Source organism: Achromobacter sp. JD-1, from assembly GCF_038594925.1.
GTDB lineage: Bacteria > Pseudomonadota > Gammaproteobacteria > Burkholderiales > Burkholderiaceae_B > Achromobacter > Achromobacter spanius_C.
The window spans coordinates 13,548-39,997 of the sequence record NZ_JBCGCS010000017.1 but is presented as its reverse complement, the minus strand read 5'-3'; the positions used below and the strand labels follow the sequence as shown (position 1 = coordinate 39,997).

Genomic DNA, 26,450 nt, shown 5'->3' with positions numbered 1-26,450 from the left:
GGAGACACATCATGACCGTTTCAACATGGCTGGCAGCAGGTGCGATCGCGTTGTCCACGGCCGCGCCGATTGCGGCAAGCGCCGCGGACTATCCCAATGCCCCAGTGAAGTTCGTTGTGGGCTTCAGCCCCGGCAGCACCATCGACACCGTGGCGCGCATCGTCGGTGACGCGCTGTCCACCCGCATGGGGCAGTCGTTCGTGGTGGACAACAAGACCGGCGCCAACGGCATGATCGCCGCGCGCGCCGTGGCGCAGGCCAAGCCGGACGGCTACACCATCCTGGTCAGCAATTCCAGTTCCATCACCGTCAACCCCTTGCTCTACAAGGATCTGCAATACGACCCCTTGAAGGATTTCGCACCGGTAACGACCGTGGTGTCGGTGCCCTTCATCCTGACCATCAACGCCGAGAACCCGCGCGTGGCGGGCGTGACTGACGTCAAGTCGCTGGTTGCGCTAGCCAAGAGCAAGCCCAACACCATCAGCTATGGCTCGGCCGGCAACGGCAACCTGATGCATCTGGCCGGCGCGCAGCTTGCCGCCATGTCCGATGTGCAGATGCTGCATGTGCCGTACCGGGGCGCGGCGCCGATGGAGGCAGGCTTGCTGTCCAAGGAAGTCGACTTCGGTTTCGACACGCTGTCCGGCGTGCCGCTCATCAAGGCCGGCAAGCTGCGCGCGCTGGCCGTGTCCACCGCCAAGCGCTGGCACGACCTGCCGGACGTGCCCGCCGTGGCCGAGCTGGGCTATCCGGAATTCGACATCTCGTTCTGGGTGGGCATCTTTGCGCCGGCCGGCACGCCGCCCGAAGTGGTGGACCGCCTGAACCGCGAGATTGCGGCGGTGGCCAAGGACCCCGCGGTGCGTGCGCGGCTGGCGGCGCAGGGCAATCCGTCCACGCAGTCTCCGCAGGCTTTCCGGCAGAAGATTGCCGACGAGCTCAAGCAGAACGAAGCGCTGATCAAGCGCGCCAACATCAAGATTGATTGATCCGGCATCGACTGAACCGGCGGCGCATGCCGCCATCGCAACAGGCAGGGAGGAGCACAAGGTGTCCTGGGATAAAGAACTGCAAGAACTGGCGTTGCGCAAGGAGTTGGCGGCGCGCATGGGCGGCGAGGCCAAGGTGCGCCGGCATCGGGAAGGCGGCAAGCTGCCGGTGCGCGAACGTATCGCCACCATGGTCGATGCGGACTCGTTTCGCGAAGTGGGCGCGCTGACGGGCAGCGGCGAGTACGACTCCGAAGGACGCCTGACCGACCTGACGCCGTCCAATCTGCTGATCGGCCGAGCCAAGGTGGAAGGGCGACCGGTGGTGGTGGCCGCCGATGATTTCACTGTGCGTGGTGGCGCCAACGACGGCGCGGTGGGCGACAAGCTGGTCGAGGCCGAACGCATGGCGCATGATCTGCGCCTGCCGCTGTTGCGATTGGTGGACGGCACGGGCGGCGGCGGGTCGGTGCGCAATATCGAAATCAAGGGCCACACCTTGTTGCCCAAGCTGCGCATGTGGCCCCTGATGGCGCAAAATCTGGCCACCGTGCCGGTGGTGTCGCTGGCCTTGGGCTCGGTGGCGGGCCTGGGCGCGGCGCGCGTGGCCGCCAGCCATTACGCCGTGATGGTGCGCGAGACCTCGCAGCTCTTCATCGCCGGGCCGCCGGTCGTGGCGCGCATCGGCCAGAACCTGGAAAAGAATGAACTGGGCGGCAGCGACATCCATACCCGCAATGGCGTGGTGGATGATGAAGCCGATTCGGAAGCGGACGCCTTCGCCATGGCGCGCCGCTTCCTGTCGTATCTGCCACGCTCGGTGCATGAGTTGCCGCCACGCGCGGCAAGCCCCGGCAGCGCTGCCGGCGACCAGGACTGGCTGCGCAACGCCATCCCCAGCGATCCGCGCGCCGTCTACAAGATGCGGCCCATCGTATCGGCCTTGATGGACGAGGGATCGTTCATGGAAATCGGCAAGCGCTGGGGCAGGGCGGTGATCACGGGCCTGGCGCGTATCGATGGCTGGCCGGTGGCGGTATTCGCCAGCGACCCCTATCACTACGGCGGCGGCTGGGACGGCCCCGCCGCCGAGAAGTTCACGCGCCTGCTGGACCTGGCCGAAACGTTCCACCTGCCTGTCGTGAACCTGGTGGACGTGCCGGGTTTCCAAATTGGCCTGAACGCCGAGAAGGCCGGCGCCATGCGTTACGGCGTGCGCGCCTTGACCGCCGTGGCGCAGTCCACCGTGCCCTGGTGCTCAATCATCGTGCGGAAAGCCTTTGGCGTGGCGGCGGGCGGCCATCAAAGCGCGGGCCGCTTCAATTTCCGCTATGCCTGGCCATCAGCTCAGTGGGGGTCCTTGCCGGTGGAGGGCGGGCTGGAGGTGGCCTACAAAGCCGAGATCGAAGCGGCGTCAGACCCGGAGGCCAAGATGCGCGAGATCGAAGCCCGCGTGCGCGGCCTGACCTCGCCATTTCGCAGCGCCGAAGCCTTTGTCGTGGAAGACATCATCGACCCCGCCACCACGCGGCAGGTGCTGGAAGAGTTCGTGGAAGTGGTTATGCCCTTGCGCGAACCCGGCTCGCGCGCCTTTGGCTATCGGCCATGACGCCGCATCGGGAGCGCAATATGAAACGAGTCATCGTTGCCAACCGGGGGGCAGTCGCCCGGCGTGTCATTCGAGCGCTGCGCGCGCTGGGCCTGGAATCGGTTGCCGTGTATTCCGAGGCGGACCGCGATCTTCCTTATCTGCGTGAAGCGGACGCGGCGGTGGCGATCGGCCCCGCGCCCGCCGCGCAAAGCTATCTGAACCGTGACACCTTGCTGCGCGTGGCGCGCGAGACCGGCGCGGACGCGCTGCATCCGGGCTATGGGTTCCTGTCCGAGAACGCGGACTTTGCCCAGGCCGTGGAACAGGCGGGCATGGTCTTTGTGGGGCCGTCGCCGCGCTGGATCCGGATGCTGGGGCACAAAACGCAGGCGCGTGACGCCATGGCCGCGCTGGGCATGCCGATGGCGCCCAGCAGCGCGGTGCTGGGCGCTGACCTGGATGCGGTGCGCCAGGCCGCGCAAGCACTGGGTTATCCGGTCTTGATCAAGCCGGCCTCGGGCGGCGGCGGCATCGGCATGATTCCCCTGCATGGCCCGCAGGATGTCGACGCCGAATGGGCGCGGGCGCGGCTGATCGCAGAGCGCAGCTTTGGTGGATCGGACCTGTACCTGGAAAAGCTGCTGAGTAACCCAAGGCATATTGAATTCCAGTTTCTGGCTGACCGACACGGGCAGGTTCGTTGCCTGTACGAACGCGATTGTTCGACCCAGCGCCGTCATCAAAAAGTGCTGGAAGAAGCGCCCGCGCCAGGGCTGGATCGTGCCGCCGTGCAAGACATGGCGACCCGGCTGGAAGGTATGTTGGCCGGCCTGGGCTATGACGTGATCGGCACCGTTGAAATGCTGTATACGCCGGAGTCTGGCTTTTCCTTCCTGGAAATCAATACCCGCTTGCAGGTCGAGCATGCCGTGACGGAAGCGGTGACCGGCGTCGACATCGTGGCCGCGCAGTTGCGGTTGGCGGCGGGCGAGCATATGGAAAGCGTGCTGCCACAGGTGCCGCCCTTGCGGGGGCATGCGCTGGAAGCGCGTGTGTATGCGGAAGACCCCGTGCGTTTTCTGCCGTCACCGGGCGTACTGCGGGCGTTTGCCCCGCCCGACCTGCGCGGCGTGCGCGTGGAAACGGGCTACGCCGAAGGTTGCCGCGTGTCCAGCCACTACGACCCCATGCTGGCCAAAGTGATCGCGCATGCGGCCACGCGGGACGAGGCCGTGGCGCTGTTGAAACACGCCCTGGCGCAGTTCCGCATCGAAGGCGTCAAGACCAACATTCCATTCATGCTGCAGGTGCTGGACGACCCGGCGTTTCGCGCGGGCGAGGTCTGCACTGGCATGGTGAGCCGCATTCTGGAAACGCCGCGCGCAGCGGTGCAGGCGGCCTGATCAAGCCAAGAAACTCAAGCAAGCTAAGCATCAGGGGTTCAAGCCCCGGCATCCAAGGAGAAGACGATGTTCAAAGTGGAAACGCCCGTGGTGGGCCGTGTGGTGGCCGTCAGCGTGCGCAACGGCCAGCGTGTCGAAGCAGGCGATAGCGTGATCAAGGTGGAGTCGATGAAGATGGAAATTCCCGTCGAGGCCGAACGCGGCGGTATCGTGACGCGGGTGCTGGTGGGCGAGGGCGACGAAGTGGACGAAGGCCAGATTGTGGTTGAGCTGGAGTGAGGCCGCCATGCTGATCCACATCGAACGGGCAGAGTCGGGCCGCGTGGCGCTGCTGCGTTTGCGCAACCCCCCGGTCAACAGCTTGAGCGCGGCCCTGCGCGCTGAACTGCACGCGGCGATTCAAGCGGCGCTTGCGGATGAAAGCGTGCAGGCGCTGGTGCTGGTGGGTGATGGGGCCTTCTTCTGCTGCGGCGCGGAGATCCGCGAATTCAATACGCCTATGTCCACGCGTGAACCGACGCTGCGTTCAGTGATCGCGCTGATCGAGGGGGCATCCAAGCCGGTGACTGCGGCGATACACGGCGCGGCCCTGGGTGGCGGGCTGGAGCTGGCGCTGGGGTGCCACTACCGCGTGGCGCTGGGCGGCGCGTCGTTGGGCCTGCCCGAAGTGAAGCTGGGCGTGCTGCCAGGCGCGGGCGGCACGCAGCGCCTGCCCCGGATCATAGGCGTCGAGCGCGCGCTGACGATGATTGCACAAGGCGATGCCATTGACGCGGCCACCGCCTTGGACTGGGGCCTGCTTGACGAGGTGTTTGCCGACGATCTGCCGCAACGCGCCGCCGCCTATGCACTGGCCCATGCCGATGCGCCGCTGGCTGGCCGCAACGTCGGTGCGCGCAAGGTGGCGGCGCCGGCGGACGCGAGTGTGTACGACCGCGCCCGCAAAGAGGCTGCCCGCCGTTATCGCGGTTGCGTGGCGCCGCTGGCCTGCGTGGACTGCGTGGAAGCCGCCGCCAAGACCACGCTGCAAGACGGCTTGGCGGTTGAGCGCGAACGCTTCCTGGAATTGGTCAACGGCAGCCAGTCCAAGGCCCAGCGTCACCTGTTCTTTGCCGAACGCGCCGCCGTCAAACTGCCCGAGGGATGGAAGGCCCGAAGCCCAATCGCCACGGTAGGCGTGGTGGGTGCGGGCACGATGGGCGGCGGCATTGCGATGAGCCTGGCCAACGCCGGGCTTGCCGTGGTGCTGGTTGAACGCAACGCGCAAGCCCTGGAGCGCGGCTGGGCAGCCATCCGCAAGAACTACGCGGCGACAGCGGCCAAGGGCAAGCTGACGGCGGCGCAAGTGGAAGCCCGTCAGGCGTGCATCAGCACGAGCCTGGACATGAATGATCTGCGCGACGCCGATCTGGTGATCGAGGCCGCCTTCGAGGACATGGACGTCAAGCGCCAGATCTTCACCGCGCTGGACGCCATCTGCAAACCCCAGGCCATCCTGGCGTCGAACACGTCGCGCCTGGACATCGACCAGATTGCCGGCTTCACCCGCCGGCCGGCGCAGGTGCTGGGCATGCATTTCTTCAGCCCGGCAAACGTCATGCGCTTGCTGGAAGTGGTGCAAGGCCGCGACACGGACGGCAACGTCATCGCCGCCGTGTTCCGGTTGGCGCGCGCAATGGGCAAGCTGCCGGTGCTGGTGGGCGTGTGCGATGGCTTCGTGGGCAACCGCATGGTCAGCCCCTACACGCGCGAGGCGCACTTTTTGTTGGAGGAAGGCGCGTCGCCGTCGCAGGTGGATGGCGCGCTGCAACGTTTTGGTCTGGCCATGGGCCCCTTGCGCATGGCGGACATGGCGGGCCTGGATATCAGTTGGGCGTTTCGCAAGCGCATGGCGCCCACGCGGCCTGCGCACCTGCGCTATTCGCGCGTGGCCGACAGCCTGTGCGAACAAGGGCGCTTTGGCCAGAAGACGGGCAGCGGCTTTTACCGCTACGTAGCGGGTAGCCGCGAACCGCTGGAAGACCCTCAGGTGCTGGCGTTGATTGAGCAATGCGCCCGCCAGGACGGCATTGCCCGCCGCGAGATCAGCGACGAGGAAATCGTGCAACGCACGATGTACGCGCTGGTCAACGAGGGCGCCCGCATTCTGGAAGAGGGCATTGCCCGCCGCGCGTCCGACATCGACGTGATCTATGTCAACGGCTACGGGTTCCCGGCGTATCGGGGCGGGCCCTTGTTCTACGCGGATGAGCAAGGCTTGCCGGCCGTGCTGGCCACCATCCGGCGTTTTCATGAAGCACACGGCGAACTCTGGCAACCCGCGCCGCTGCTGGAACGGCTGGTGGCCGAAGGCAAGCGCTTCGCGGACCTGTAAAGCAGAGGGGCCGCGCATCGGGCGCGGCGTCCTGATAAAAATCGAGGAGACAGCAATGCATACGGAACAGGCCGGCGCCACGGCGCGGGGGCCGCAGGAACAGTACTTTGCCGCCCTGGCCGAGGGCCGCTTCCAAATTCAACACTGCCCGGCTTGCGGCCGGCATCAGTTCTATCCGCGCACGCTATGCATGCACTGCGGCGCGACGGATCTGACGTGGGCGGACCCGGCCGGCACCGGCACGGTCTATTCCTTCAGCATCGTGCGGCGCAAGCCCGAGGCGGGCGGCGACTACAACGTGGCGCTGATCGACCTGGACGAAGGCGTGCGAATGATGAGTCGGGTGGACGGCGTGGCGTTGGATCGGCTGCGGATCGGCATGCCGGTCAAGGCGCGGGTGCTGCGCGACGCGGTCCAGGCACTGGTGGTGTTCGACGCCGTGGAGGCCGCATGATGTCGCTGGAATCAATGCGCGGGCAGGTCGCCATTGCTGGGGTCGGGCATGCGGGCCTGGGCGAAGCGCACGGCTATACCGAGATGGAAGTGTTGGCGCAGGCCGCGTCGCGCGCGGTTGCCGACGCCGGCTTGACCATGCGGGATATCGACGGCCTGGCCACATGTAGTTCGTCCGCCACGATGTGGAGCATGCCGGTTGCCGAATACCTGGGCCTGCGCCCACGCTACATCGAAGCCAGCATGCTCGGCGGTTCTAGCTTCGTCTCGCACCTGTTGCCATCGGTGATGGCGCTGGTGTCCGGGCAATGCAATGCGGTGCTGGTCTGCTATGGCAGCACGCAGAAGACAGCCACCTTCGGCCGCAAGGAAGGCGTCAAGGCGCGCACTTTGCTGGACCCGCAGCCATTCGAACATCCGTATACGCCCTTGCAGCCGGTCACGTCTTACGCCTTGGCGGCCGCCCGCCACATGCACCAGTACGGCACCACGCGCGAGCAACTGGCCGAAGTGGCCGTGGCCGCGCGCGCCTGGGCGGCCCTGAACCCCGAAGCCGCAATGCGCGAACCCCTGTCGATTGACGACGTACTGCGCTCGCGGCCCGTGTCGGACCCACTGACGGTGCGCGACTGCTGCTTGGTCAGCGACGGTGGTGGCGCCTACGTGATGGTGCGTGCCGACCGCGCCCGCCAACTACGGCAGCCGCCTGTCTACGTGCTGGGCAGCGCCACGGCGGTGTGGAATCGCCAGATCTCGTCCATGGAAGACCTGACCGTGACGGCGGCGGCCGAATCGGGCAAGCGCGCGCTGGCCATGGCCGGCCTGAGCGTGGCGGACGTGGACGTGGCGGAGCTCTACGACGCCTTCACCATCAACACGCTGCTGTTTCTGGAAGACCTGGGATTCTGCAAGAAAGGCGAGGGCGGGGCCTATGTGCAAGGCGGCGGCATCGCGCCGGGCGGCCGGCTGCCGGTGAACACCAATGGCGGCGGTTTGTCCTGCGTGCATCCCGGCATGTACGGCATCTTTCTGGTGATCGAGGCCGTGCGCCAACTGCGCGCGCAGGCGGGAGAACGCCAGGTGCCGGGCGCCGACATTGCGCTGGTGCATGGCAACGGCGGCACCTTGTCCAGCCAGTCCACCGCCATTCTGGGCGGCCCGTCCACGCGCTGAGCGGGCCGCTTTCCCATCCAGAAAAAAGGAATTCCATGCTGGATAAAACATTCGATACGCTGGCCGCCGCGGTGGCGGACGTGCAGGACGGCGCGGTCATCCTGATCGGCGGCTTTGGCGCGTCGGGCGTGCCCACCGAACTGGTGTGCGCGCTGCTGCAGCAAGGCGCGCGCGATCTCACCATCGTCAACAACAACGCCGGCAACGGCGAGCGTGGCCTTAGCCAGTTGGTGCAGGCCGGCCGGGTGCGCAAGATGATCTGCTCGTTTGCGCGCTCGTCCGACCGCAAGAACCCCAACGCCGCCGCCTTCGCCGAGGCCTATCGCGCCGGCAAGATCGAACTGGAATGCGTGCCGCAGGGCACGATGGCCGAGCGCATGCGCGCGGCCGGCGCGGGCCTGGGGCCGTTCTTCACACCCACCGCCTACGGCACACCGCTGGCCCACGGCAAGGAAACCCGCGTGATCGACGGCGTGGGTTACGTGCTGGAGTCGCCGCTGAAGGGTGACTTCGCTTTCGTCAAGGCGCGCACGGCGGACCGCTGGGGCAACCTGGTGTACCGCTACGCTGGCCGCAACTTCGCGCCCGTCATGTGCATGGCCGCCACCACCACGGTGGCGCAAGTGGACAGCATCGTGGAACTGGGCGGCATCCCGCCCGAACACGTCATGACACCGGGCATATTCGTCAAGCGAGTGGTGCAGGTGGGAGACAAGCATGGAATATGAAAAGCTCAACCGGCGGCAGATTGCTCGGCTGGTCGCGGCCGACATTCCGGACGGCGCCTACGTCAATCTGGGCATCGGCATTCCGACCTTGGTGTCGGCCTTTCTGCCGGCCGACCGCGATGTGATCCTGCATACCGAAAACGGCATAGTCGGCATGGGGCCGGGCGACCCCGACGCGCCGCTGGACCTGGACCTGATCAATGCCAGCAAGGAAGCAGTGACCTTGTTGCCGGGCGCGTCCATCACGGACCACGTAGTGTCGTTTGCCATGATGCGCGGCGGCCATCTGGACCTGACGGTGCTGGGCGCATTCCAGGTGTCGGCGCGTGGCGATCTGGCCAACTGGGACACCGGCGCGCCGGGCACGATACCGGCGGTTGGCGGTGCGATGGACCTGGTGGCCGGTGCGCGCCAGGTGTACATCACGATGGAGCACGTCACCAAGGACGGCCAGCCCAAGATCGTGCGCGAATGCACCTACCCGCTGACCGGCGCGGGCGTGGTGGACCGCATCTATTCGGACCTAGCCATCATCGACGTGCTGCCGGATGCCATGCGGGTGATTGCAATGGTGGCGGGGCTGCGCTTCGACACCTTGCAAGCCCTGACGGACTGCCCGCTGACGCTCGCTGACGACTGCCGGGTGTTGGCGCCGCAATAAGGTTCGGCTCGTACTTTCCCCGTGTTGACACGGGGATATTTCGATCCTTAGAATGTTCTTATAGAAAGAATAAACGTTCTGTACATAAGAACGATGCATCGGGAAGAGACAATGGAAACCAACGCTATGCCAGCGCAAGCCGCCCTGGACGCGCAGCTTGCACATCGATTCCGCAGCCGTGCGCTGTCGTTCTCGCGGCCACGCCAGGTCAATATGGACCTGCTGCTGCGCTTCGGCGATGCCCCGCTGCTTGTCCGGATCCGCGATGGCCATGTCGCCGCCGCCGACGTGCCCACGGCGCCGCTGCCGTCGTGCGACGTGTCCTTGCGCGCGTCCGTCAACGCCTGGTCGCGTTTCTGGCAAGCCGTGCCGGACGCGGGCTGGCATGACATCTTTGCGCTCAGCAAGCGCGGCGAGCTGATCGTCGAAGGCAACCTGCAACCGCTGATGGCGCATCTGCAATTCATCAAGGACCTGCTGGCGACCGGCCGCGAGGCGCAAGCATGAGCGCCGCGCTGGAACCCATTGTTGGCCGCTATGTGTCGGTTGATATCGCGGGTCGGCCCTGCCGCGTTTATTTCGAAGAAGCGGGCGAGGGCATTCCGCTGGTCTGCCTGCATACCGCCGGCGCCGACAGTCGCCAGTACCGCCACATGATGTGCGACCCCGACATCACCTCGCGTTATCGCGTGATCGCTTTCGACATGCCCTGGCACGGCAAGTCTTACCCGCCGCCCGGCTGGCAGGACGAGGAATACCGCCTGTCCACCGAGCTTTATGTAGAAACCGTGATGGCGTTTTGCCAAGCCTTGGCACTGGACCGCCCGGCTTTGATCGGCTGCTCGATCGGCGGGCGCATCGTGTTGCAACTGGCGCATCAGCATGCTGATCACTTTCGCGCGCTGATCGGAGTGGAAGCGGCGGACTTCCAACAACCCTGGTACGACACGTCATGGCTGCATCGTGGCGACGTCCATGGCGGCGAGGTTTGTGCCGCGCTGGTGTCCGGCTTGGTCGCGCCGCAGTCCCCCGAGGTCCATCGCCAAGAAACCCTGTGGCAGTACATGCAGGGTGGCCCCGGCGTGTTTCGCGGCGACCTGTATTTCTATCGCGTGGATGGTGATCTGCGGGGCCGGCTGGATGGCATCCGCACCGATCGCTGCCCGCTCTTTCTGCTGACGGGGGAATACGACTTCTCTTGCACGCCGGAAGACACCCTGCGCACCGCCGCCAGCATTCCCGGCGCGCAGGTCACCGTCATGCGCGAGTTGGGGCATTTCCCCATGAGCGAAAACCCCCAGCAGTTTCGCGGCTATGTCCTGCCGGTGCTGGACGCCATCGCCCGCCTATAGCGCAGGCATAACCGACGGGCAACCATGCCCGCGACCCCTCAGGAGACATCATGCGTTATCCGATCATTCTGGCCGGCATGTTCGCCTTGGCCGCAGTTCCCGCCGTCCAGGCGCAAGACACGCTGAAACTGGGCGCCTTGGTTACGCTTTCCGGTGCGGGCGCGGCCTGGGGGCAGGGCATGAAGAACGCCGCCGAGATTGCGGCGGATCAGGTGAACGAGGCCGGCGGGCTGGAAGTAGGCGGCAAAAAGTACCGCGTTGAGGTCGTGGCCTACGACGACAAATATCAGGCCAACGAAGCCGTGACCGTGGCCAACCGCCTGGTGTTTGAAGACAAGGTGCGCTATGTGATCGGCCCGGTGGGGTCGGCGCCCGTGCTGGCCATTCAGCCCATGACCGAAAAGAACAAGGTCATTGTGATGACGCTGGGCTTCACCGCCAAGGCCTTGGCCGCCGACAAGCCGTTTACCTTCCGCCCCAACGTCACCACCGCCGAGGTGTCGCAGCCGCAGATCGACTGGGTGGTCAAGTCGCAGGGCCTGCGCAAGGTCGGCGCACTGTTTCCCAACGACGAGACGGGCCAGCAAATCGCGTTGGACCTGGAAGCCGCGTACAAGAAGGCGGGCGCGGCCTTGTCCGTGAAAGAGTTCTTTGAACGCGACCGCGTCGACTTCGTGCCCGTGCTGACACGCATGATGGCGCGCGGCATTGACGCCATTGAACTGGACGGCAATTCGCCCACCACGGCGGGCTTGATCGTCAAGCAGGCGCGCGAACTGGGCTTCGAGGGGCGCATCGTGCGCACCGGCGGCCCCGCCACGCAAGAGATCGTGAACGTGGCCGGCAAAGCCGCGACCGAAGGCATGCTGGTGCACACGCCGATGGATCCGGAACTGCCCGCCACCAAGGCCTACGCCGAGCGCTACGCCGCCAAGTACAAGCATTCGATGAACGGCTTCAGCCCGGCTTTTTATGACGGCACCAACATGCTGTTCGAGGCCATGCGCCGCGCCGGCACCGTGGAAGACACGGACCGCGTGCGCGCCGAACTGGAAAAGCTGGATGGCTTTGAAGGATCGCTGGGCAAGCTCAGTTGGACCGGCAAGGCCATGTACGGCATCAACCACCAGTTGAACGCGCCGTTCTATGTGGCCGAGGTCAAGGATGGCCGCGAGGTGATCCGCGCGCGCTGCACCGTCGAGGGATGCCGCTAGCGCGGCGGGGGATGCCACGTGGATTGGAGCATTTTGTTGACGCAGGCCACGATCAACGGCTTGATCGTGGGGCTGCTGTACCTGCTGATGGCCGTGGGCTTCACGCTGGTGTTCGGCGTTATGCGGATGGTGAACTTCGCCCACGGCGAGTTCTACATGCTGGGCGCGTTTGGCGCTTATTACCTGACGACGCAGGCGGGCTTCACCTTCCTGCCCGCCGTGGCGCTGACCTTCGCCTTGGCGGTGGCGGGCGGCGCGGTGTTGGAATGGGGCGTGCTCAAACCGTTTCGCCGTGATGAGCTGAACGGCATGATCGCCACCATCGGCCTGGCGATGATCTTGCAGAACCTGGCCTTGATGTTTTTTGGCCCGGATCCCTTGTCCATGCCCGCCGTCGCCCAGGGCACGGCGCGCATGGGCAAGCTGGTCATCCCGCTGTCGCGTGTGTATGTGGTGGTGTTCGCCTTGCTGGCGCTGGCCTTGCTGTATGGCTTTCTGCGTCATTCGCGCCCCGGCCGCGCCCTGCGCGCGGTGGTCGAGGACTTTGAGATTGCCGGCATCCAGGGCATCCGTTCGCGCATCTATTACCCCTTGGGCTTTGGGCTAGGCGTGGGACTGGCGGCGGTGGCGGGCGCGCTGATGGCGCCGCTGTTCTCGGTGTCGCCCTTCGTGGGCGCCACGCCGCTGCTGAAAGCGTTCATCGTGGTCATTCTGGGCGGGCTGGGCAGCATACCGGGCGCGGCGGTCGCGGGCCTGGCGCTGGGCTTGGCCGAAAGCTACGGCAGCCTGCTGTTTCAAAGCAGCACGGCGGACATGCTGATCTTCGCGGTCGTAATCGTGATGCTGGTGGTGCGGCCCAAAGGGCTGCTTGGCCGAGGGGAGGCATAAGCCATGACGGAACTTTCTCTACACGCCGACGTGGCGCGGCCCGCGCCCTGGCGCTGGCTGTTGTGGGCGGCCCTGGCCGTGGCCGCGGTCGCGCCCTGGTTCGCCGGGCCATTCGTGCAGCACCTGGCTGTCCTGACTTGCCTGAACGTGCTGATCGTCAACGGGCTGGCGCTGATCGCGCGCTGCGGGCAGTTGTCGCTAGGGCACGCCGCTTTCGTCGCGCTCGGCGCCTACGGCTCGGTATTGGCCACGCGCCTGCTGGGCTGGAGCTTCCTGCCGTCCACGCTGGCCGGGGTGGTGCTGACTGCGCTGGTGGCGTTGGCGTTGGGCGCAATCATCCTGCGCTTGAAGGGCGTGTACTTCGTGCTGGTCACCTTTGCCTTCGGCGAACTGGTGCGCTTGATCCTTCTGGATGGCTCGTCCTGGTCGGGCGGCGCCAATGGCATTGCCGGCATTCTGCCAGCCGCGCTGGCGGGATTCGTATTCGATACGCGCGCCAGCTTCTATGGTTTGGCGCTGTGCGTGGCGCTGGCCTCCGTGGCGCTCTTGAACGCGGTGGCCAAGCGGCCCTTCGGCCATGCCATCGATGCGGTCGCGGAGAACCCGGCGCTGGCGGAATCCACGGGCTTAAGCGTGCGCCGCATCCAGCTTTGCGCCTTTGTGGCCGGCTGCGCGCTGGCGTCGGTGGGCGGGGCCTTGCAGGCGCGCTATGTGGGCTACGTGTCGCCCGAATCGTTCAACGTCAGCATTTCCATCGGCTTCATCATCATGCTGGTCATCGGCGGCCGCCGTTCGGTATGGGGTGGCTTGATCGGCGCCATGGTGCTGACGCCGCTGCCGGAGCTGTTTCGCGGTGCGGTGCAAACGCAGCACATTTTCTATGGCGCGGCGCTGATCCTCATCCTGCGTTTTCTGCCGGCGGGTCTTGCCGGCTTGCCGGGGCCGTGGCAGGCGCGTCGGCACAAGGAGTCCCAATGAGCCAGCCTTTATTGCAGGTACAAGGCCTGTCGCGCAGCTTTGGTGGCCTGGCGGCCTTGCGCGATGTGAGCTTTGCCGTTGCCCCGGGTGAAATCGTCGGCCTGATCGGCCCCAACGGCGCGGGCAAGACGACGGCGTTCAACGTCATCAGCGGCACCATGCCGCCATCGGCGGGCACTGTCCATTTCGACGGCCGCGATATTTCCGGCGGCCCGCCCAGCCGGGTGGTGGTGCTGGGGTTGGCGCGCACCTTCCAGTCCACCTCGACGTATCCCGAAGTCAGCGTTGCCGAGAACATCCGGCGCGGCATGTTGTCGCGCGTGCGGCACTCGTGGCTGCGCCGCCTGGCGGGACGTAAGCAAGATCTACTGTCAGCGGCCGAAGTCACGCAGGAAGTGGACCGCTTGCTGACACTGCTGGACCTGCAACCCTGGCGCGACGCGGAGGCGGGGTCACTGGCTTATGGCTTGCAGAAAAAGCTGGGCATCGCCGTCGCGCTGGCCTGCCGCCCGCGCATGTTGCTGCTGGATGAGCCCGCGGCCGGCCTGAACCACGAAGAATGCAATGAGCTGGGGCGCCTGCTGCGCCGCCTGCAATCCGAAGAAGGGCTGACGATGCTGCTGGTGGAACATCACATGGCGCTGGTCATGGAGTTAAGCCATCGCATCGTGGTGCTGGTGCAAGGCGAAAAAATCGCCGAAGGCACGCCGCAAGCCATCCGCGACAACCCCGCCGTGATCGAAGCCTATCTGGGAGCCCCCGACTATGCCCATGCTTGAAGTCCAGGACCTGAAGGTCCGCTACGGGCCGTTGGAAGCGGTGCGCGGCATCAGCTTCACGGTTGAACAGGACCAGATCGTGGCGCTGGTCGGCTCCAATGGCGCGGGCAAGAGCTCCACGCTGAAGGCCTTGATTGGCCTGGCCCCGGCGGCGGGCGGCCGCATCCTGTTCGAGGGGCGCGACATCGCGCGGCTGGGTTCGGCGGCGCGCGTCTCGGCCGGCTTGGCCTTGTCGCCGGAAGGTCGGCGCCTGTTCGGCCGCATGACCGTGCTGGACAACCTGATGGCGGGCGCGCATGGCGTCCGGTCTCGTGCTCGCGTCCGTTCGCGGCTGGACGAGATCTACACGCTGTTTCCGCGCGTGCAGGAGCGGCGCGCGCAGTTGGCGGGTTCCTTGTCTGGCGGCGAACAGCAGATGGTGGCCATCGGGCGCGCGCTGATGGCGCAGCCCCGCTTGCTGATGCTGGACGAGCCATCACTGGGCATCGCGCCCAAGGTCGTGGCCGAGATCGCCGACGCCATCCAGCGCATCAACCGCGACAGCGGCATCGCCATCGTGCTGGTGGAGCAGAACGCGCGGCTGGCGCTGCGCCTGGCGCATCAGGCCTATGCGTTCGAGCACGGCGAGGTGGTGCGCAGCGGCAAGGGCGCCGACCTGTTGGCCGACCCCTTCGTGCAGAAAGCCTATCTGGGCATTTGACGCGAGCCTGACGATGCAAAACACGCTTCCCGAGTACGAGGTATACGCCATTCGCTACGCCCGCATGCCGCGCCAGCGGCGCGACAACTTCCTGGGCGGTGACCCGCACGACGGCGACATGCCCATGGATTTCTTTGTGTGGCTGATACGCGGTGCGGGTCGTGTCGTGCTGGTCGACACGGGCTTCAACGCCGACATGGCGCGCACGCGCCAGCGCGAGCTGATCCAATGTCCCATTGCCGCACTGGCGCAGCTTGGCGTGCAGCCCGAAGACGTGCAGCACGTGGTGCTGACCCATCTGCACTACGACCATGCGGGCAATCTGGATCGGCTGCCGCAGGCGCGCTTTCATGTGCAGGACGATGAAATGGACTATGCCACTGGCCGCTGCATGTGCTTTGCACCGCTGCGCCATGCCTATGCCGTGGAAGACGTGGTCACACTGGTCAGGCGCGTCTACGACGGCCGGGTGGAGTTCCATGCTGGCGACGGGCAACTGCTGCCCGGCATCGAATTGCTGCATATCGGCGGCCACACGAAAGGCCTGCAAGCCGTGCGGGTGCATACCGAACGTGGCTGGGTGGTGCTGGCGTCGGACGCCAGCCACTACTACGAGAATATGGGGCAGGGCAGGCCGTTTCCGATCGTCTACAACACGGCGCAGATGCTGTCGGGATATGCGAAGCTGTATGGCGCGGCGCAGTCCGAGCAGCATGTGGTGCCGGGGCATGACCCGGCGGTGCTGGAGCGGTATCCGGCGTGGCAGGATTCGCCGCATGTGGTGATGCTGCATCGCGAACCGCGGCTATGCGGTGGGCGCAAATAGTAATAATATTCAATCTCATCAAACAGCCCGCCCGCCACCCGCCCGCCATCCGCGGGCGCTTTCGTACTCGTGTCCCCGAACCGCCCCGATATCGACTGGACCGTCTCCGCCGCTACGCCCGCCATGGCGCTTGCGGGAGGCACGCTGCGCTTTGGCCGGCCCGAACGGGTGCATGAAGACCTGGAGCCGGGCGTGAAGTTGGTGTTGGTGGTGGAGGGCGGTTTGCACTACCGCGTGGACGGCGCGCCGGCCGTTCATATCAGCGGACCATCGCTGCACATGAGCCTGTGCCACGACTCGATGGGCATGGAGCACGAGTTCGGTGCCAATCGGGTACTGCGCTTCGTATCGCTGCGCACCCGGCTGGATCAGTTGTGCGGCGCCTTCGCGATGGAGCCCGCCGACTTCGCTACGCTGTTGCGGGCGCCGCGCGGCAAGCCCTATGCCGACGCGAACCTGCATGCAGACCCTGCGCTGCTGGCCCTGGGCCACCAGATGCTGGCCTGCCCGATGCAAGGGGCGATCAAGCGCATGTACCTGTCAGGCAAAGCCCTGGAGCTGGCGGCGCTGGCGTTCAACGCCTTGCTGCCCGCGCGGGCAATCGCCGCCGACCACCGCCTGTCGCGCGCCGACGCCGAACGCTTGCATCACGCGCGGGACTTGCTGCTGGCGGACTTGCAGGACCCGCCGTCGCTGCCCGAACTGGCGCGCCGCGCGGGCATCAACGTCAACAAGCTGACCACGGGGTTTCGCAAGCTGTTCGGCCTAAGCGTTTACGCCTTCGTGCGGGAACACCGCATGGCGCAGGCGCATGCGTTGCTGGCCGCCGGTGCGCTGACGGTATCCGAGGCCGCCTATACCTGCGGCTATACCGATTCCCACTTCACCAAGGCGTTCCAACGACGCTACGGCGTGCTGCCCAGCAGTCTGGCGCCCCGCCACTGAACGCGCGCCGGCCGCGCGTTCGGGCCGAATACTTCCGCAATCGCTACTGAAACTTCCGCAATCGCCAGCGGCCGCATCGGCGCGTCTCTAGAATTATTTGAGAATCATTCTCAATAATGAAAATAGAGGAACGGCGGTGCGTATACAGGTGAAAACAGGGGCGGTCGGATCGCGCGGTGTCGTGGCGCGCAGCAGGCTTTGGCCGCTTTGGATGGCGATGGCGGCAAGCGCCGTTTGGGCGGAAGAGGCGCCGTCACTGCCGGCGGTGACGGTCAGCGGAGACGGCGTGGGGCAAGAAGCGCCCACCCTGGCCAAGCTGCCGCTGACCGTGCGGGAAATTCCGCAATCGGTCACGGTGATCGGGCTGGAGCAGATGCGCGAGCAGAACCTGCAAAGCCTGGACGACGTGATGCAGCACGCCACCGGCATCACGGTGCAGCCCTATCAGTTGCTGACCACGGCGTACTACGCGCGCGGCTTCAAGGTGGATTCGTTCGAGCAGGACGGCGTGCCCGTGCTGATGGGCAATATGGCCGCGTCGCCGCAAGACATGGCGGTGTACGAGCGGGTGGAAATTCTGCGGGGCGCCAATGGATTGATGCATGGCGCGGGCAACCCGGCCGCCACCGTGAACCTGGTGCGCAAGCGGCCGCAGCGCGAGTTCGCCTTTAACGGCATGGTCAGCGCCGGAAGCTGGGACCGCTATCGCGCCGAGGCCGATCTGGGCGGCCCCTTGAACGACAGCGGCAGCGTGCGCGGGCGCATTGTCAGCGCGGTGGAAGATCGGGGCTATTTCTACGACGTGGCCGATCAGCAATCGGCCTTGCTCTACGCAATTGGCGAAGTGGACCTGGGGCCGCGTACCGTGCTGTCGGCCGGCGTGCAAACGCAGCGCATCCGTTCCACCACCAATATGGCCGGCGTGCCACGCTACAAGGACGGCGGCGATATCGGCTTGCCCCGGTCCACGTATCTGGATGCCGCCTGGGACCGCTTCAACTGGGAGACGACCCGCGTGTTCGCCGATTTGGAACACCGCTTTGGCGAAGGCTGGACGGCGAAGATCAGCGCAAACTATCTGACCGCCGACAGCAACTTGAAGTACGCCGGGGCCTATGGCGCCATCGACCGGCAAACCGGTTTGGGCGCGCGCCTGATGGGCGGCGCGTATAAATTCGACAACACCCAGGCCAGCGTGGACGCCTACGTCAGCGGTCCGGTCCAGTTGTTTGGGCGCCGCCATGAATTGCTGCTGGGCGGCAATGCGCAACGAACCACGTCCGAGCAGTACACCGGCATGTTGACGCCGGCCTTGAACGTGCCGGTGAACGTATTCGACTGGGACCCGCACAGCGTGCCGGAACCCGGCGTTGGCCCCTACACATCGCCCGGTGAAACGCGCCTGAAGCAGCAGGGCGTGTATGGCATGGGCCGTTTTTCGCTGGCGGATCCGGTCACCCTGGTGTTGGGCGGGCGCATGAGCTGGTGGAACCAGACCGCGCCCGGCGCGCGCCAACAGATCGACCCCGAGTTCACGCCCTACGGCGGCTTGATCGTGGACCTGAATTCGCAGTGGTCGCTCTATGGCAGCTATGCGCAGGTGTTTCAACCCCAAAGCCAACTGACCCGCGAAGGCAAGCCGCTGGACCCCGTCACCGGCACCAACTACGAAGCGGGCGTCAAGGGCGAACTGGCGGATGGCGCGTTGAACGTGTCCTTGGCGGTATTTCAGATCCAGCAAAAGAACCGCGCCCAGCAAGATCCCGCGTGGCCGTGCGTGGGTAATAACTGCTACTACATCTCGGGCGGCGAAGTGCGCAGCCGGGGTATCGAAGCCGAGGCCAGCGGGCAGATCACGCTGCACTGGTCGGTGGCAGGCGGCTACACCTACAACACCAGCAAGTACGTAAAGGACGCGGTGTCCAACGGCCAAGCCTACGCCAGCTTCACGCCCAAACACATCTTCCGCGTCTGGACGAACTATGCGCTGCCGGTGCTGGATAGACGGCTAAGCGTGGGCGGCGGCGTGCAGATGCAGTCGGGCTACACGACGGTGTCAGGCCCGGTCACCTTGCGCCAAGGCGGCGTCACGCTGGTGGACCTGCGCGCGGCGTATCGCGTGGACAAGCACCTGACGGTGGCCTTGAACCTGAACAACGTCTTTGACCGTGGCTACTACCAAAGCCTGTCGGGCACATCGTGGAACAACCGCTACGGCGAACCCCGCAACGCGATGCTGACGCTGCGCGCGCAGTACTGATCGCAGTGAGTTCGGGCGGCGCGCGTGCCACGCATGCCGCCCATTTGAATATTTCGGAGTTTCAACAATGAACATCGAGAATGCCTCGGTGCCATCCGCCGTTTTCGGCTGGCTGGATCACTTCATGGCGCTAGGGCAGGGCGGCAGCTTGCGCCAAGTCGGCAAGCCTAGCCGCCTGTCGCCGCGTGAAGGCTGGGTGGTCGGCATCAAGGCGGTAGCCAACGATGCCGACGTGCACGGTGATGTCTGGGAACGCCATGGCGCCGGCGACGAAATGCTGTGCGTGCTGGAAGGCCGCGTGGTGTTGACCCTGATGACAGACAGCGGCGCGCAAACCGAAGTGCTGCTGGAAGCCTGTCATGGCACGGTCGTTCCGCGCGGCGTGTGGCATCGGCTGCATGTGGCAAGCCCCGGAAAAATCATGTTCGTCACGCCGGCCCATGGTAGCGAACACCGCAGCGAACACCGTAGCGAACACCGCCGCGCGTCGGCATCCCCAATCTAGGAAATATTGACCGTGAATCGATTCGCAAACAGGCGCTTGTTCATCATGATCGCCGCCCTGTATTTCTCGCAAGGCATCCCGCTGGGCGTGGCGATGGAGGCCTTGCCGACGCTCCTGCGGCGCGACGGAGCGGGCCTGGGTACGTTGGCCTGGTTGCCGCTGGTGGGCCTGCCTTGGGTACTGAAGTTTCTGTGGGCGCCGCAGGTCGACAACCACTGGCGGCCCCTGATGGGCCGCCGCCGAAGTTGGATCGTACCGATGCAGACCTTGGTGCTGGTCTGCATGGTGGGCGTGGCGCTGCTGGGTATTTCATCCGCCAGCGCCGCCTGGGTCGTCGGCCTGATGGCGGTGGCGTCCTTGGCCAGCGCTACGCAAGACATCGCCACCGATGGGCTGACGGCCGAACGCTTTGAAGGCCAGGCCCTGGCGCGGGCCAATGCCGTGCAGGTGGGCGGCACGATGGTCGGCTTCTTTTTTGGCGGCCCTGGCGCGTTGATCATGGCGGGCTACATTGGGCAGGGCGGCGCGCTGGCCGTGCTGGCGGTGGCGGTGGCGTTCAGCCTGTTGCTGGCCGCCTCGTGGCGCGAGACGGCGCTTGACGACAAAGCGCCTTGCGCGCCGCGCCAGCGTGCATCCTTGGCGGGCTTCGCGCGCCGCCGTGGCGCATGGCAGCTTGCACTGGCCGCTTTCCTGTCTGCCATGACCGCCGTGGCGGGCTATGGCTTGTCCAAACTGTTTTTGGTGGACGCGGGCTGGACGCTCGAGGCCGTGGGGCAAATTGGCATGGCGGGCGGTGTGGTCACGGTGTTGCTGGGTTGTGGCGGCGGTGCGTGGCTGATCGGAAGGCTGGGCGCGCGCACCGTGCTGGCGCTGGGGCTGGCCGCCTCCGGCACCGCGGCGTTGTGCTGGCTGGCACAAGCCCAAGGATGGGCGTCGCCGGTATCGGGCATGGCCTACGCGGCGCAAAGCCTGGGTTCATTCGGGGCGGGCGCGGCGTCGGTCGCGCTGATGACCCTGGCCATGCGCTTCGCGCGGCAGGGCGTGCAATCGGGCACGGACATGACGGCGGTGCAAAGCGCGCGTGACCTGGGCGAGATTTTGACGTCGTCGATGATGACCGGGCTTGCCGCGCAGTTGGGCTATGGAGGCGGCTTTGCGTGCGGCGTGGCGATAGCGGTGGCGACGTTGGGGTTCGTGGGGGTGGCATTGCGGCGGTGATTACCTGCCAGGCGCCAAGCGTGCCTGCCTTGATCCTGGATGCGTTATCGTTTCCACTAATTATCGTAATCCCTAGCTTTTTCTAGGTAATACTTGCCTCCATAATTTGCGGAAACGTTTCCACAAAAAGGATTGGCATGAACACCGAGTTGCAGGCTGAGCGGGTAAAAACCGTCGTCGACCATATGGCCTTGGAGTGCGTCCAGGAATGGGGCAAGGTCATCGATACCTTTGAACACCCCCGCTATGAAATGCACTCAAGCGGCGCCGTCTTTGACGGTGAGCGCGAAGTGATGGGGTACTTCCATTCGTCGCGTGCCTCGTTTCCCGACCTGAAAAACGAGATCATCGCGGTGGGCGCGGCCGACGGGACGGACATCGTCCTGGTGGAGTTCTGGCTGTCCGGCACGCATGCCGGGCCGTTCACCGTCGACGGCAAGACCTACGAGCCGACGGGGCGCAAGTTTCGCGTCCGCATGGCGGCGACATTCGAGTTCGCGCCCAATTCAGCCAAGATTATTTGCGAGCGTCCGTACACCTGTCAGAACGCCAAGCTGCGTTCGCTCGGGTTGCTGTAGCGGTACCCGGCTATCCCGTTCAGGAGGCGGGTAGCCATAAAAATACCTATTAGATAAATACCAGGAGACAACAATGAAAAAGCTGTCCGTTGCAGCCGCGCTGCTTGCCGTGTTCGGCATGGGCGCCGCGCACGCCGATGACTACCCGAATCGCCCCATTCGCATGCTGTTGCCGTTCTCGGCGGGCGGGGGCGGCGACACCTTGGGTCGTATCCTGGCGGAGCGCTTTTCGGCAGAACTGAAGCAACCCGTCATCGTCGAGAACAAGCCTGGCGCGGGAGGCACGATCGGCATCGCAACGGTTGCCCGGGCGGCGCCTGACGGCTACACGATCACGATCGGCGGCATGACCACGCACATTCTTTCGCCCCTGGTCTACAAGGAACTGCCGTACGACCCCATCAAGAGTTTCACGTCGCTGGGCGCTATCGGCAACTCCGCCATCATGGTGGTTGCCAACAACAACTTTCCCGCGAATGACATCGAGGGGCTCAGGAAGCTGTCGGAATCCCGCAAGACGCCCGTGCAGTACGCAAGCTGGGGTGTGGGCTCCACCGGCCATTTTTGCGGCGAGATCCTGGTGCAGAAGGGCAAGCTGAAGATGCAGCATGTGCCCTACAAGGGCACCACGCAGATCATGACCGACGTCATGGGCGGTCATATTGATATTGGCTTTGTCGACATGGCGACCGCCACCCCGATGGTGACGCAGCATAAGGTGAAAGGGCTGGCCGTCTGTACCAAGCGTTCCCCCAGCGTGCCGGACGTGCGCAGCTATAAGGAACAGGGCATCGACTTTGATCGCGACCTGAACTGGGCCATGTACGTACCCGCCGGCACGCCCAAGCCCATCGTCGAACGCTTGTCCAGCACCCTGGAAAAGGTGCTGAAAGAGCAGGAAGTGATTGCCAAACTGCTTGGGCTGGGCATCTCGGCCAACTACGTGCCCGGGCCCGCTCATGAAAAGGCGAACCTCGCCGACATCGAAGCCTGGCGCGCGGTTGCGCAAGATGCCGGCATCAAGCCGCAGTAGGCAGGCCACTCGCTTGGCGGCGGGTGATCTCGCAGCCAAGCCTTCAGACACGAGACCTTGATGAAACTGCTACAAGACCGCGTTGCCGTCATTTCTGGCGCCGCGCATCCCAAGGGTATAGGCAAAGCCACCGCAAGACTCTTTCTGGAACATGGCGCGCGCGTGGCCATGCTTGACCTGGATGAAGCCCGAATACAGGAAAGCGCGGCGGACCTGGGCGCGGCGCCCACGCAACTGCTGGCGCTGGCCTGTGACGTCGGTAGCGGCGAGCAATGCCGCGCCGCCGTCGACCAGATCGCGGCCTGGTCGGGCGGCGGGGTCGACGTGCTGGTGAACAATGCGGCGATCACGCAGAAGGCTACGTTTCGCGACATCACCCCAGCGGATTTTGAACGCATCCTGCGAGTGAACCTGACCGGCGTCTTCAACCTGAGCCAAGCCGTCATCCCGTTGATGATTCAGCGCGCGGCGGGAAGCATCATTTCCATTTCGTCGCTGTCGGCGCAGAACGGCGGCGGCATCTTTGGCGGCGCGCACTATTGCGCGGCCAAAGCGGGCGTGCAAGGCATGACCCGCGCCATGGCCAAGGAATTCGGCGAGCACAAGATCCGGGTCAATGCGATTGCCCCGGGTCTGATCACCACCGATTTCTCGCGCACCGGGCGCTCGGATGAAAGCAAGGACGACGCCGCCCAAGGCTGGCCGCTGCGCCGGGCCGGACGCCCGCATGAAGTGGCCGGCGGCTGCCTGTTCCTGGCCAGCGACCTTTCCAGCTACATCACCGGCACGACGTTGGATATCAACGGCGGCGCCCACATGAACTAAGGAACATTCATGAGCAGAATTTTTGGTGGCGTTCGGCAAGTGGGCTACGTGGTCCGCGACATAGAAAAAGCCATGAAGCACTGGTCCGAGGTGTTGGGCGTTGGCCCTTGGTTCTACAAGGAAGAGGTTGGCACCACGGAATTTCGATATCGCGGCCAGGTATCGCAACCGCCGCGCCTGTCCATTGCCTTGGCGAACTCAGGCGACCTGCAAATCGAACTGATCCAACAGCGCGATGACGCGCCGTCGCTCTATCTGGATTCCTTGCGCAACAGCGGCGAGTGCGCGCAGCACGTGGCGTTCTGGACGCTGGACCACTTCGACGAGTTTTGTGGCCGACTGCTGCGTAATGGCTACGAGGAAGGGCACGGCGGAAGAATGGGCTTGCGCGGCCGCTTTGCCTACTTCGTTCATCCTGACCTGCCCAGCGGCATGATCGAAGTGTCGGAAATGAAAGGCGGCAAAGGCGAGTACTTCGACGAGATCAGAGCGGCTTGCGCATCGTGGGATGGATCCGCGCCGATACGCCCGCGCGTCTAGCCGGCCGAGTGCCGAAGACGGTGTATGTTAGCCACTTCCGGCACAGACAGAACCACAATCATGAAAGACCGAAACACCCGAATCACGATACGCGACGTCGCCAAGAAAGCCGGGGTTTCCCTGGGCACGGCATCGCGCGCGTTGAACCGCACCGGACGCGTCAGCGAAGCCGCCATCGCGGCGGTAGAACAGGCGGTGCGCAGCCTGGACTATCGGCCGGACGCCGTGGCTAGAAGCCTGCGCACCAAATCTTCCGGCGTGATCGGGCTGCTGGTGTCCGACCTTGCCAACCCGCTGTACGCACGCATCATCACCGCCACCGAGACCGCGCTACAGGCCGAAGGCTATTCACTGCTGGTGGCAAGCACCCACAACGAAAGGCGCCGTGAAGCGTCTTTGGTGGACATCTTTCGCGGCCGGCGCGTCGACGCCTTGATTCTGGGCCCCTGCGAAAAGGAATCCGCCGAGCTCATCGACAAGCTGTCGCAAGAGCTGCCCGTGGTGGCGCTGGACCGAGAGTTCGGAGACTCGTCAGTCGGTATCCACGTCGACCATGCGGCGGGCGCGTTCCAGGCAACGCAATATCTGCTGAACCTGGGCCACACGCGCATCGCGCTGCTGACGCCGGGCACGGATCTGCGCACCGGTAAAGAACGTATCGCGGGCTTTCGCCAGGCATTCGACGCGCGCGGCATGGTTCCCGACCCGGCGTTGATCCGGGCGGAACGGTCTGCGATGCAGTTCGCATTCACCGAGGCAATGTCACTGTTGTCGCACGCGAACCGCCCCACGGCATTTGTCTGCCTGGGAACCAGAATCCTGTCCGGCGTGCTGCAAGCCCTGCGCCATACCGGAGACTCGGTGCCCAACGACATCAGCGTGATCAGCATCGGCGACACCGATCTGTCGCAGCTATTCAGCCCCGCCATCACCTCGCTCAGTTGGGATCTTGAGGCGGTGGGCACGTGCGCGGCACAACTGGTTTTAAAGCAGCTTGATCGCCAGACGGCGTCTGCCCAAGGCGATCGCATTGTCATCAAGACGCAGCTGATATTGCGCGAATCGTGCGCGCCCGCGGCGCCGTCTTGACTCTTCATCCACTTCAGGAACGCTCATGACACTTCCGTACACCATCACCCATCAAGATCGCCTGCTGACCGTCAACATTGAAGACGGCGTAGAAGTGCCAGGCGCCGCCCCGGGCTCATCGATCATCCCCCTGTTTCTGGACCGGGAGAACGGCGTGTGGGTGCTGTACGGCAAGTTCGCCCCGGGCACGCGCCTGCCCACGCATTTCCATACCGGCGTCGTCCACTTCTACACCACCAAGGGGCAATGGAACTACCTGGAGTACCCGGATGACGTGCAGAAGGCCGGCAGCTATCTGTACGAACCCGGCGGCTCGGTCCATACGTTTTCGGTGCCCGAGGACGCCACGGAACCGGCCGAAGGCTTCATGGTGGTGTTCGGCGCCAACATCAACTTCATCGACGGCCAGTTCGCCAACATCCGCGACGCGGGCGCCATCGAAGATTCGATTCTTGACGCGGCCAAGAAGGCCGGGCTGCCGATCCCGCGCTATATCCGCCCCAAGGGCGGCGCCGAATTCACGCGCGATTGATCCGAGAGGCTTCTGGCTATGCGTTTGGCATCAAAAGTGGCCCTGGTAGCAGGCGCCGGCACGTTAAGAAATTCGTTTTCGGCCGCCGATCAAGTGGGCAACGGCGCAGCCTGTGCGATCCGGTTCGCGCGTGAAGGCGCAACAGTTATCTGCACTGACCGGTCCCTGGCGGCCGCGGAAGAGACTGCGGAGATGATTCGCGCGGAGGGCGGTGTTGCGGAAGCGCTAGCGCTTGACGTCACGGATTCGGCACAGATCGAACGGGCCTCGCAAGACGTGGCAAGGCGTTTCGGCGGCGTCGACATCCTGCACAACAATGTCGGCATCGAAATCCAGGGCGATCTGCTTGCCGTGCAGGACGACGAGTGGGACCGCGTCATGACGGTCAACGTGCGCGGTTCCATGGCGATGGCGCGTGCTTTCCTGCCGCAGATGAAGGCGCGCGGTGGCGGGTCCATCATCAACGTATCGTCAACCGCAAGCCTGAAATGGAGCCCGATGCAATTCCTGTCGTACAGCACCTCCAAAGCGGCGGTCAATCACATGACGCGGGTCATCGCGCGGCAATATGCCCCGGACCAGGTGCGGTGCAATTGCATCATCCCCGGCATGATCCGCACGCCGCATGCGGATGCCTTGTATGCAAACGCAGAGGCGGCGGAAGCAGGGCATAAGACGCGGGACGCAAGGTGCCCGATGGGGCGCCAGGGCAGCCCTTGGGATATTGCCAATGCGGCGCTGTTCCTGGCGTCTGACGAAGCGGCTTACGTCACGGGGTGTTTGATGGTGGTGGATGGGGGATCGAGTTTGTAG

28 protein-coding genes are annotated in these 26,450 nt (G+C 65.0%); all 28 read left to right on the top strand.

Annotated features, from left to right (window positions below; translation table 11 throughout):
* The first annotated feature begins 11 nt into the window (after nucleotides 1-11).
* The 28 genes from WBR68_RS22795 (at nucleotide 12) to WBR68_RS22660 (ending at nucleotide 26,450) form a co-directional block, all read left to right on the top strand.
* Entirely contained in the window at nucleotides 12-992 is a 981-nt protein-coding gene (locus WBR68_RS22795) for a Bug family tripartite tricarboxylate transporter substrate binding protein (RefSeq protein ID WP_230695334.1), read from the top strand.
* Nucleotides 993-1,053: 61 nt separating this feature from the next.
* Nucleotides 1,054-2,601 carry an acyl-CoA carboxylase subunit beta gene (locus WBR68_RS22790; RefSeq protein WP_230695333.1) on the top strand — a complete coding sequence of 516 codons (1,548 nt, stop codon included), beginning with the start codon at nucleotides 1,054-1,056 and terminating at the stop codon, nucleotides 2,599-2,601.
* A gap of 20 nt (nucleotides 2,602-2,621) precedes the next feature.
* Nucleotides 2,622-3,986, top strand: coding sequence for an acetyl-CoA carboxylase biotin carboxylase subunit (locus tag WBR68_RS22785; RefSeq protein WP_157055328.1), 1,365 nt, complete (start codon nucleotides 2,622-2,624; stop codon nucleotides 3,984-3,986).
* Nucleotides 3,987-4,052: 66 nt separating this feature from the next.
* The gene (locus WBR68_RS22780; RefSeq protein ID WP_050445332.1) at nucleotides 4,053-4,265 is read left to right on the top strand and encodes an acetyl-CoA carboxylase biotin carboxyl carrier protein subunit; all 213 of its coding nucleotides are present in this window, start codon (nucleotides 4,053-4,055) and stop codon (nucleotides 4,263-4,265) included.
* Nucleotides 4,266-4,272: 7 nt separating this feature from the next.
* Entirely contained in the window at nucleotides 4,273-6,360 is a 2,088-nt protein-coding gene (locus WBR68_RS22775) for a 3-hydroxyacyl-CoA dehydrogenase NAD-binding domain-containing protein (protein ID WP_230695332.1), read from the top strand.
* Between the two features lie 55 nt (nucleotides 6,361-6,415).
* On the top strand, nucleotides 6,416-6,814 hold the full coding sequence (locus WBR68_RS22770) for a Zn-ribbon domain-containing OB-fold protein (protein WP_127184938.1): 399 nt from the start codon (nucleotides 6,416-6,418) through the stop codon (nucleotides 6,812-6,814).
* Nucleotides 6,814-7,986 carry a thiolase gene (locus WBR68_RS22765; protein ID WP_230695373.1) on the top strand — a complete coding sequence of 391 codons (1,173 nt, stop codon included), beginning with the start codon at nucleotides 6,814-6,816 and terminating at the stop codon, nucleotides 7,984-7,986. Before WBR68_RS22770 ends, WBR68_RS22765 begins: the two co-directional genes overlap by 1 nt.
* 35 nt (nucleotides 7,987-8,021) lie before the next feature.
* Nucleotides 8,022-8,714 (top strand): 3-oxoacid CoA-transferase subunit A, encoded by a 693-nt coding sequence (locus WBR68_RS22760; protein ID WP_050445335.1) that lies wholly within the window; start codon nucleotides 8,022-8,024, stop codon nucleotides 8,712-8,714.
* Nucleotides 8,704-9,375: a 3-oxoacid CoA-transferase subunit B gene (locus WBR68_RS22755; protein WP_050445336.1), complete on the top strand. Its 672-nt coding sequence runs from the start codon at nucleotides 8,704-8,706 to the stop codon at nucleotides 9,373-9,375. The genes WBR68_RS22760 and WBR68_RS22755 overlap by 11 nt, the downstream gene beginning before the upstream one ends.
* Nucleotides 9,376-9,486: 111 nt before the next feature.
* Nucleotides 9,487-9,882, top strand: coding sequence for a hypothetical protein (locus WBR68_RS22750; RefSeq protein WP_230695331.1), 396 nt, complete (start codon nucleotides 9,487-9,489; stop codon nucleotides 9,880-9,882).
* On the top strand, nucleotides 9,879-10,727 hold the full coding sequence (locus WBR68_RS22745; protein WP_230695330.1) for an alpha/beta fold hydrolase: 849 nt from the start codon (nucleotides 9,879-9,881) through the stop codon (nucleotides 10,725-10,727). The genes WBR68_RS22750 and WBR68_RS22745 overlap by 4 nt, the downstream gene beginning before the upstream one ends.
* Nucleotides 10,728-10,777: 50 nt before the next feature.
* Nucleotides 10,778-11,941, top strand: a complete 1,164-nt coding sequence (locus WBR68_RS22740; protein WP_083447227.1) for an ABC transporter substrate-binding protein — start codon at nucleotides 10,778-10,780, stop codon at nucleotides 11,939-11,941.
* Between the two features lie 18 nt (nucleotides 11,942-11,959).
* A complete protein-coding gene (locus WBR68_RS22735; RefSeq protein ID WP_050445339.1) occupies nucleotides 11,960-12,829 on the top strand; it encodes a branched-chain amino acid ABC transporter permease in 870 nt (289 codons plus the stop codon).
* A 3-nt stretch (nucleotides 12,830-12,832) separates the two neighbouring features.
* A complete protein-coding gene (locus tag WBR68_RS22730) occupies nucleotides 12,833-13,807 on the top strand; it encodes a branched-chain amino acid ABC transporter permease (RefSeq protein WP_230695329.1) in 975 nt (324 codons plus the stop codon).
* The gene (locus WBR68_RS22725) at nucleotides 13,804-14,586 is read left to right on the top strand and encodes an ABC transporter ATP-binding protein (protein ID WP_050445341.1); all 783 of its coding nucleotides are present in this window, start codon (nucleotides 13,804-13,806) and stop codon (nucleotides 14,584-14,586) included. Before WBR68_RS22730 ends, WBR68_RS22725 begins: the two co-directional genes overlap by 4 nt.
* Nucleotides 14,573-15,286, top strand: a complete 714-nt coding sequence (locus WBR68_RS22720) for an ABC transporter ATP-binding protein (protein ID WP_050445342.1) — start codon at nucleotides 14,573-14,575, stop codon at nucleotides 15,284-15,286. Before WBR68_RS22725 ends, WBR68_RS22720 begins: the two co-directional genes overlap by 14 nt.
* Nucleotides 15,287-15,299: 13 nt before the next feature.
* On the top strand, nucleotides 15,300-16,112 hold the full coding sequence (locus WBR68_RS22715) for an N-acyl homoserine lactonase family protein (RefSeq protein WP_230695328.1): 813 nt from the start codon (nucleotides 15,300-15,302) through the stop codon (nucleotides 16,110-16,112).
* 69 nt (nucleotides 16,113-16,181) lie between these two features.
* Nucleotides 16,182-17,057 (top strand): helix-turn-helix transcriptional regulator, encoded by an 876-nt coding sequence (locus tag WBR68_RS22710; protein WP_230695327.1) that lies wholly within the window; start codon nucleotides 16,182-16,184, stop codon nucleotides 17,055-17,057.
* A 217-nt stretch (nucleotides 17,058-17,274) separates the two neighbouring features.
* Complete coding sequence (locus WBR68_RS22705; protein ID WP_370641268.1) at nucleotides 17,275-19,317, top strand: TonB-dependent siderophore receptor; 2,043 nt, start codon at nucleotides 17,275-17,277, stop codon at nucleotides 19,315-19,317.
* A 67-nt stretch (nucleotides 19,318-19,384) separates the two neighbouring features.
* The gene (locus tag WBR68_RS22700) at nucleotides 19,385-19,822 is read left to right on the top strand and encodes a cupin (protein ID WP_050445346.1); all 438 of its coding nucleotides are present in this window, start codon (nucleotides 19,385-19,387) and stop codon (nucleotides 19,820-19,822) included.
* 45 nt (nucleotides 19,823-19,867) lie between these two features.
* Complete coding sequence (locus tag WBR68_RS22695; RefSeq protein ID WP_255696218.1) at nucleotides 19,868-21,040, top strand: RhtX/FptX family siderophore transporter; 1,173 nt, start codon at nucleotides 19,868-19,870, stop codon at nucleotides 21,038-21,040.
* A 137-nt stretch (nucleotides 21,041-21,177) separates the two neighbouring features.
* Nucleotides 21,178-21,618 carry a nuclear transport factor 2 family protein gene (locus tag WBR68_RS22690; RefSeq protein ID WP_230695324.1) on the top strand — a complete coding sequence of 147 codons (441 nt, stop codon included), beginning with the start codon at nucleotides 21,178-21,180 and terminating at the stop codon, nucleotides 21,616-21,618.
* 73 nt (nucleotides 21,619-21,691) lie between these two features.
* Nucleotides 21,692-22,651, top strand: coding sequence for a Bug family tripartite tricarboxylate transporter substrate binding protein (locus tag WBR68_RS22685; protein ID WP_230695323.1), 960 nt, complete (start codon nucleotides 21,692-21,694; stop codon nucleotides 22,649-22,651).
* A gap of 60 nt (nucleotides 22,652-22,711) precedes the next feature.
* Entirely contained in the window at nucleotides 22,712-23,476 is a 765-nt protein-coding gene (locus WBR68_RS22680; RefSeq protein WP_230695322.1) for an SDR family NAD(P)-dependent oxidoreductase, read from the top strand.
* A gap of 9 nt (nucleotides 23,477-23,485) precedes the next feature.
* Nucleotides 23,486-24,016: a VOC family protein gene (locus WBR68_RS22675; RefSeq protein ID WP_050445350.1), complete on the top strand. Its 531-nt coding sequence runs from the start codon at nucleotides 23,486-23,488 to the stop codon at nucleotides 24,014-24,016.
* Nucleotides 24,017-24,076: 60 nt separating this feature from the next.
* Complete coding sequence (locus WBR68_RS22670; RefSeq protein ID WP_230695321.1) at nucleotides 24,077-25,105, top strand: LacI family DNA-binding transcriptional regulator; 1,029 nt, start codon at nucleotides 24,077-24,079, stop codon at nucleotides 25,103-25,105.
* 25 nt (nucleotides 25,106-25,130) lie between these two features.
* Nucleotides 25,131-25,637 carry a 2,4'-dihydroxyacetophenone dioxygenase family protein gene (locus WBR68_RS22665; RefSeq protein WP_050445352.1) on the top strand — a complete coding sequence of 169 codons (507 nt, stop codon included), beginning with the start codon at nucleotides 25,131-25,133 and terminating at the stop codon, nucleotides 25,635-25,637.
* Between the two features lie 18 nt (nucleotides 25,638-25,655).
* The gene (locus WBR68_RS22660; RefSeq protein ID WP_230695320.1) at nucleotides 25,656-26,450 is read left to right on the top strand and encodes an SDR family NAD(P)-dependent oxidoreductase; all 795 of its coding nucleotides are present in this window, start codon (nucleotides 25,656-25,658) and stop codon (nucleotides 26,448-26,450) included.

What these genes read in the sequence shown, in the direction of transcription:
- WBR68_RS22770 (WP_127184938.1), top strand. Translation starts at nt 6,416, where the DNA reads ATGCATACGGAACAGGCCGGCGCCACGGCGCGGGGGCCGCAGGAACAG.
- WBR68_RS22665 (WP_050445352.1), top strand. Translation starts at nt 25,131, where the DNA reads ATGACACTTCCGTACACCATCACCCATCAAGATCGCCTGCTGACCGTC.
- WBR68_RS22745 (WP_230695330.1), top strand. Translation starts at nt 9,879, where the DNA reads ATGAGCGCCGCGCTGGAACCCATTGTTGGCCGCTATGTGTCGGTTGAT.
- WBR68_RS22670 (WP_230695321.1), top strand. Translation starts at nt 24,077, where the DNA reads ATGAAAGACCGAAACACCCGAATCACGATACGCGACGTCGCCAAGAAA.
- WBR68_RS22750 (WP_230695331.1), top strand. Translation starts at nt 9,487, where the DNA reads ATGGAAACCAACGCTATGCCAGCGCAAGCCGCCCTGGACGCGCAGCTT.
- WBR68_RS22660 (WP_230695320.1), top strand. Translation starts at nt 25,656, where the DNA reads ATGCGTTTGGCATCAAAAGTGGCCCTGGTAGCAGGCGCCGGCACGTTA.
- WBR68_RS22775 (WP_230695332.1), top strand. Translation starts at nt 4,273, where the DNA reads ATGCTGATCCACATCGAACGGGCAGAGTCGGGCCGCGTGGCGCTGCTG.
- WBR68_RS22685 (WP_230695323.1), top strand. Translation starts at nt 21,692, where the DNA reads ATGAAAAAGCTGTCCGTTGCAGCCGCGCTGCTTGCCGTGTTCGGCATG.
- WBR68_RS22705 (WP_370641268.1), top strand. Translation starts at nt 17,275, where the DNA reads ATGGCGGCAAGCGCCGTTTGGGCGGAAGAGGCGCCGTCACTGCCGGCG.
- WBR68_RS22675 (WP_050445350.1), top strand. Translation starts at nt 23,486, where the DNA reads ATGAGCAGAATTTTTGGTGGCGTTCGGCAAGTGGGCTACGTGGTCCGC.
- WBR68_RS22765 (WP_230695373.1), top strand. Translation starts at nt 6,814, where the DNA reads ATGTCGCTGGAATCAATGCGCGGGCAGGTCGCCATTGCTGGGGTCGGG.
- WBR68_RS22715 (WP_230695328.1), top strand. Translation starts at nt 15,300, where the DNA reads ATGCAAAACACGCTTCCCGAGTACGAGGTATACGCCATTCGCTACGCC.
- WBR68_RS22690 (WP_230695324.1), top strand. Translation starts at nt 21,178, where the DNA reads ATGAACACCGAGTTGCAGGCTGAGCGGGTAAAAACCGTCGTCGACCAT.
- WBR68_RS22730 (WP_230695329.1), top strand. Translation starts at nt 12,833, where the DNA reads ATGACGGAACTTTCTCTACACGCCGACGTGGCGCGGCCCGCGCCCTGG.
- WBR68_RS22755 (WP_050445336.1), top strand. Translation starts at nt 8,704, where the DNA reads ATGGAATATGAAAAGCTCAACCGGCGGCAGATTGCTCGGCTGGTCGCG.
- WBR68_RS22795 (WP_230695334.1), top strand. Translation starts at nt 12, where the DNA reads ATGACCGTTTCAACATGGCTGGCAGCAGGTGCGATCGCGTTGTCCACG.
- WBR68_RS22700 (WP_050445346.1), top strand. Translation starts at nt 19,385, where the DNA reads ATGAACATCGAGAATGCCTCGGTGCCATCCGCCGTTTTCGGCTGGCTG.
- WBR68_RS22725 (WP_050445341.1), top strand. Translation starts at nt 13,804, where the DNA reads ATGAGCCAGCCTTTATTGCAGGTACAAGGCCTGTCGCGCAGCTTTGGT.
- WBR68_RS22720 (WP_050445342.1), top strand. Translation starts at nt 14,573, where the DNA reads ATGCCCATGCTTGAAGTCCAGGACCTGAAGGTCCGCTACGGGCCGTTG.
- WBR68_RS22740 (WP_083447227.1), top strand. Translation starts at nt 10,778, where the DNA reads ATGCGTTATCCGATCATTCTGGCCGGCATGTTCGCCTTGGCCGCAGTT.
- WBR68_RS22760 (WP_050445335.1), top strand. Translation starts at nt 8,022, where the DNA reads ATGCTGGATAAAACATTCGATACGCTGGCCGCCGCGGTGGCGGACGTG.
- WBR68_RS22785 (WP_157055328.1), top strand. Translation starts at nt 2,622, where the DNA reads ATGAAACGAGTCATCGTTGCCAACCGGGGGGCAGTCGCCCGGCGTGTC.
- WBR68_RS22695 (WP_255696218.1), top strand. Translation starts at nt 19,868, where the DNA reads ATGATCGCCGCCCTGTATTTCTCGCAAGGCATCCCGCTGGGCGTGGCG.
- WBR68_RS22780 (WP_050445332.1), top strand. Translation starts at nt 4,053, where the DNA reads ATGTTCAAAGTGGAAACGCCCGTGGTGGGCCGTGTGGTGGCCGTCAGC.
- WBR68_RS22680 (WP_230695322.1), top strand. Translation starts at nt 22,712, where the DNA reads ATGAAACTGCTACAAGACCGCGTTGCCGTCATTTCTGGCGCCGCGCAT.